The sequence below is a fragment of the Roseateles sp. genome, from assembly GCF_049240545.1.
GTDB lineage: Bacteria > Pseudomonadota > Gammaproteobacteria > Burkholderiales > Burkholderiaceae_C > Paucibacter_A.
On the sequence record NZ_JBMLSK010000052.1, the window covers coordinates 1 to 4921 of the forward strand.

Below are 4921 nucleotides of genomic sequence, written 5' to 3' on the forward strand. Positions count from 1 at the left end.
TAGTTTAGACAATTGATTTGTAAAGGTTTTTTCTCAAAATGAGACTTGCCACCTGTAACTTTAATCAGCGTTTCATGTGACATCAGCCAGCCACACAAGACTCACCTAAGTGCCCGCCAATGCGGGCTTTTTTAATTCAATTCACATCACGGAACATCGTAGAAGCGCATAATGAATGTGTAGCCAGATGCGTAGCCAGCCACAGCAGCTACACAAACGGGGGGCACCATGGCGAAAGAGATAGACAAGCTGTCAGACCAGCAGCTTCGGGCATGGATCAAGGCAAAGGCGCCTGTCGCCAAAGCTGACGGAGGAGGCCTGACCTTCACGCTCTCAGCTGCGGGCACTGCGGCATGGGTGCTGCGCTATCGCTTTAGCGGAAAGCCCCGCGAACTGACGCTGGGCCAATACCCTGACGTTTCGCTAAAGACGGCAAGAAAACGCGCCAGCGAGGCCCGCGCAGACATTCAAAAGGGCATAGACGTAGCGCGAGCGCGCCAGCGGGATAAAGCTGAGGCCGCAGCGGCTAAGAGCTTTGCGCAACTGGCCGAGGACTACATGGGCAAGGTGTTCCCTACCTTGGCGACATCCACCCAGAAGCAGCGCAAGCAGCACATTCAAGGCGTGATCCTGCCCAAGCTGGGCCGCATCGCAGCGCGCGATGTGAGCACCGCTGACGTGGTGGCCTTGATCGAGGTCGTGGGCAAAACCAAATCGGGCAACGTGGCCGAATTGGTGTTCACTGCCTTATCCGAAATCTTCAAGCATGGGCTGGCCCGGCACGCCGTTGTCGCGAATCCATGCGCAGGCGTATCGGTTGCAGCCATTTGCGGCAAGGTCGAACCGAGGCGACTCAGGCTCAAGCTGACCGAGGATGAACTGCGCATGATCCTGCCCGCGCTGCCTAGCATCGGCAGCGAAAACGAACTGGCCGTCAAGCTACTGCTATTGACCTGCACGCGCATCGGAGAACTCACCCGTGCCGAATGGGCGCATGTGGACTTCGACCGCGCCGAGTGGTTTGTGCCCGATGCCAACTCAAAAACCGGCAAGGGCTTCGCTGTTCCCCTGAGCGCCCCGGCGCTTGCTTGTTTTAAGGCGCTGCAGCCCCTTGCTCTCGGCTCGCGGTATGTCCTGCCCGCGCGGCAAGTGCGACGCACGCGAAACTACGGCGGCGCCGATGTGCATTGCGAGCAGCGCGCGATCAATTCGATGCTGCACAAGCTCTGCGACAAGCTCGGGGACAAGGTGCGACGCTTCACGCCCCATGACCTCAGATCGACGGCACGTAGCCACTTGTCAGCTTTGGGTGTCAACGTGATCGTGGCAGAGCGCTGTCTGAATCACTCGCTGGGTGGGCTGGTCGGGGTGTATGACCAACACGACTACATGACCGAGCGACGCGCCGCCCTGGACACGTGGGCAGCGTTTCTAGAGGCTTGCGAGCAGGGGCTCCCCTGGAAGCTTGGCAACGTGATCCCGCTTCGCACTGCGGCTTGATCGACGCTCACAAGTTGATTTCGCCAGTCCTAGGCTGATCCCCGAAGGCCCGTTTCCCTGACGGGTTGGCTGGCACTTCATTTCAGGGACATGCGAGGGGTGAATGTCGAAAATATCTGAATATTTGAAGGCCTGCGACGATTGGCTAGAAAAAGAACGTGATTCTCTGTCAATCACCTTGGAAGAGTTTGCCAATCAAATTGGCAACACACCAGAATATATTATCGACAAGTTTAAAGAAGCGGGATTGGCAAAAACTACCGAAGATAGTTTATCGGTGACGGACAAAGAGGAGCTTCTTGCCCACCTCCGGGGAAAGCATGGAATCAGGCGCAAAGTGGAAATTCAGAGAGCTGAAACAGAGTTCGAGAAAATCACTAGAGCCGTCGCCGCCGAGGAAAATGGCGCAGAGTGGGAGGCCCTTCGGTTATTTGGGGAATTAATTATCGGCGGCCATGAAATAGACCCTTTGCTTCAGCGTCTTGTAAATCTAATTATTGCCCGTTCGTTTGTTTCAGGCACCTTGCCAAGCATGAGGCGAGGCCGCCCCAAAAGTGAAAAAACAGTGCAACTTGGAGAACAGATTGCTCGCGCCTACTGGGATATGCGTGATTCGGGCGTGGGTTACACGGAAGCCACTGCCGCGCTTTCAGCCAAGTACCACAAAGAAGTACGGCACATTAGCCGCATGGTAGAGAAGCACAAAAGTGCCATCGGCACCACACTGGAGGAGCGCAACCGTAAGCGTAAATGGGAGCACGCGCTTCGAAATATCCGTATCGCCGCCGGTGCGGAGGCGCGGACCAATTCAGTAAACCAAACGCTGCGCAATGCTTGCGAACTCCCCCCGGAACTTGCACAAATTCAGTTCGAAAATGAAGACTATCTAGAACACTTGAAAGAACTGATCGACAGAGAGGCCGCAGGGCTTCCACCACTGACACGAAATGTCGTTAAATTAATGCCAGTGACCGACAGCGACTGATTTTCTAGCATTGCTTCCGCTAACTTCAAAGGACGGCAAGCAATGTCACTCAATATCCCTTCATTCGATGCACTGCCCGATAGTGCTTTCATTCGTCAATCGCAACTAGTTCAAAACTCTAAGCGCCCCACAACGCCCGCGCCTCTGCCCTTTAGCGGGCCGACGCTGTGGCGCATGGTTAAGTGCGGCAAGTTTCCGAAGCCCCTAAAGCTATCGTCGCGGGTCACGGCCTGGAAGGTCGGTGACGTTCGTGCGTGGATCAAGGCGCAGGCCGCGCAATAAGGGGGCGTCATGAATCTGCATCACGACATCACCCCCGGGCGCATCGCTCACCTGATTGCCATTCGGGAAGCCGTGCCCGGCACGGCGGCGCGACCGCAACGCCTTCGACTTCTTGAGGCCATCCACCGCCTCGGGCATGTCACCACGTTTGAGGCCAGCCGGTATCTGGACATTTATCACCCCCCAGCACGCAAGCGGGAACTGGTTAAGGCGGGCTATCGCGTCATCACCCTGATGCGCGACGTGATTACCGAGTCCGGTAAGCGTCATCGCGTCGGCCTCTACACGCTGGAAAGGGTCTGACCATGACCAGCGCCAAGAAGAACGCCCCCGACGCCAATGGCGCACAGGGGCAGAGCGATATCGAAATGTCCCGCTGTGTCGCGGAACACGGCCTGATTGTTGCGCGCCAAACGTGTTTTGTCGCGCAACAAGACTTGACCCCCGAAGCCGCAGCGACGGCCCTGCACGCCGCATCGCACGCGGTAGCGCGCTCACTTCTATGCCTGACGGGGGGGAGCCCCCACGCAAGCTTGAGTGCGGTACAGACGGCCCTAAAAGCGCTTGAAGCTGCGGGCGACTCGCTGGCGGCTATCGCAGGGAGGGTGTTGTGAATGAGCAAGCTCACACCCGAAGTCGGGCGAGGCGGACATGTGCGGCTCTATTGGGACATGATCGACTCAGTGGCATGGCGCGCACTGTCCTGGGTAGCAAAGGGGCTCTACATCTCCATGAGGCGCAAGCTCAAGGCCACCAACAATGGCAACATCGAAGCCACGATCAGCACCTTGACGCACTACGGGATCACCAGCCCGGCCACCTTGAGCAAGGGACTCAAGGCACTGCAAGCCGTCGGCCTGATCGCCAAGACCCGGCAAGGCGGCATCGCCTATGGCAGCAAGGTGTGCAGCCTCTATCGTTTCACGGACGAACCAACGTTCGAGCACCCGAAGCTTGGCGTCAAAGCCTACAAAGCCACGAACGACTGGAAGAGGTTCAAAACCCTAGGGGAGGCGCGCGCAGCCATCAAGGCAGCACATGCCCGGCCTGGAGGCATGGACGAAAACGCGGAGTAGCTACCCCTAGCGTATTGAACAAATACGCCCGGAGTAGCGAGAGGGGCAAATCGCCGGTACGCGGCATGTACGAGTGCGCCCCTCTCTTCTTCGGAAGGTGTAGCAATGGCATCAGGCGTAGATCGAGTTTAGGCCCGATAGCTATTGATCTTTCCGGGATTGACTGTCGAAGACGCCGCCATCCTCCCTTTGCTTCATTTGGTGTAGCCCTTTGCATTGTTGCCACCCCCTTGCGCTGCAACGCAGCTGCACGCCAGTGCAGGGGAGGCAAGACGATGCAGATAAAGCTCACACTTGATTTCGTTTTCTGTGAGGTCGCGAAATGGTTAGAGGCGGATTGAGGGTCGGGGCTGGGCGTCCGGGCTGGCATGGCAAGGTCGAACACTGTCGAAGCATCGACATTCGCCGCTTTCAGCGTGAGGACATGCTCAAGCCCGGATCATGGGCATGGCAGTGGCGCGACGCCGAGACACAGGAAGTCATCGCGGCCCTAGGAATCATTGGCGGCGCCACGCAGATGATCCTGACCCCCACCACAAGCGATCTGAGCATGAACGAGCGTATCGACATCACACGAACGCCTTGCAAGCTGGGCGGCTCGCGAGCATGGTTCAAGTGCCCAAAGTGCTCCGGACGGGTGGCGAAGCTGCACCTTCGCGGGGGGCGCTTCGCCTGCCGAATCTGCCAGCGGCTCACCTACGCCAGCCAGAGCGAAGACCTGATCGCTCGCCTTTGGCGCCAGCAAGCCAAGATCGAGGCCAAGCTGGGGCGCCACTGGCAACGCCCCAAGCACATGCACCAAACCACATTCGAAAGACTGCGGCGGCGCCTGTGGGACTTGGAGGCAGCCAGAGAAGAAGCCTTTGCCCTGGCCGTGCGTCGCATGGGCTGGCTTCTCTGAGTCGGCCCCTCTCGCGCGGCACAATCAAGGCATCGGCGCCCGAACGTGTAGCTAGATGTGTAGCTAGAAGGCGAATAGGTAGTTTAGACAATTGATTTGTAAAGGTTTTTTCTCAAAATGAGACTTGCCACCTGGAACGTCAACTCCCTGGCCGTGCGCCTGCCCCAGATGCTGGAC

At 57.8% G+C, this 4921-nt stretch carries 7 protein-coding genes; all 7 read left to right on the top strand.

Annotated elements, in window-relative coordinates:
- Positions 1-228: 228 nt before the first annotated feature.
- Positions 229-1500 carry a tyrosine-type recombinase/integrase gene (locus ACOVRJ_RS03445; RefSeq protein WP_422042504.1) on the top strand — a complete coding sequence of 424 codons (1272 nt, stop codon included), beginning with the start codon at positions 229-231 and terminating at the stop codon, positions 1498-1500.
- Positions 1501-1603: 103 nt separating this feature from the next.
- Positions 1604-2485 carry a hypothetical protein gene (locus ACOVRJ_RS03450; RefSeq protein ID WP_422042505.1) on the top strand — a complete coding sequence of 294 codons (882 nt, stop codon included), beginning with the start codon at positions 1604-1606 and terminating at the stop codon, positions 2483-2485.
- A 174-nt stretch (positions 2486-2659) separates the two neighbouring features.
- On the top strand, positions 2660-2767 hold the full coding sequence (locus ACOVRJ_RS03455) for a helix-turn-helix transcriptional regulator (protein WP_422042510.1): 108 nt from the start codon (positions 2660-2662) through the stop codon (positions 2765-2767).
- A gap of 9 nt (positions 2768-2776) precedes the next feature.
- A complete protein-coding gene (locus ACOVRJ_RS03460; protein ID WP_422042506.1) occupies positions 2777-3070 on the top strand; it encodes a helix-turn-helix domain-containing protein in 294 nt (97 codons plus the stop codon).
- Positions 3071-3072: 2 nt separating this feature from the next.
- Complete coding sequence (locus tag ACOVRJ_RS03465) at positions 3073-3381, top strand: hypothetical protein (protein ID WP_422042507.1); 309 nt, start codon at positions 3073-3075, stop codon at positions 3379-3381.
- Complete coding sequence (locus ACOVRJ_RS03470; protein ID WP_422042508.1) at positions 3382-3843, top strand: hypothetical protein; 462 nt, start codon at positions 3382-3384, stop codon at positions 3841-3843.
- A gap of 424 nt (positions 3844-4267) precedes the next feature.
- Positions 4268-4744 carry a hypothetical protein gene (locus tag ACOVRJ_RS03475; RefSeq protein WP_422042509.1) on the top strand — a complete coding sequence of 159 codons (477 nt, stop codon included), beginning with the start codon at positions 4268-4270 and terminating at the stop codon, positions 4742-4744.
- Positions 4745-4921: the final 177 nt, after the last annotated feature.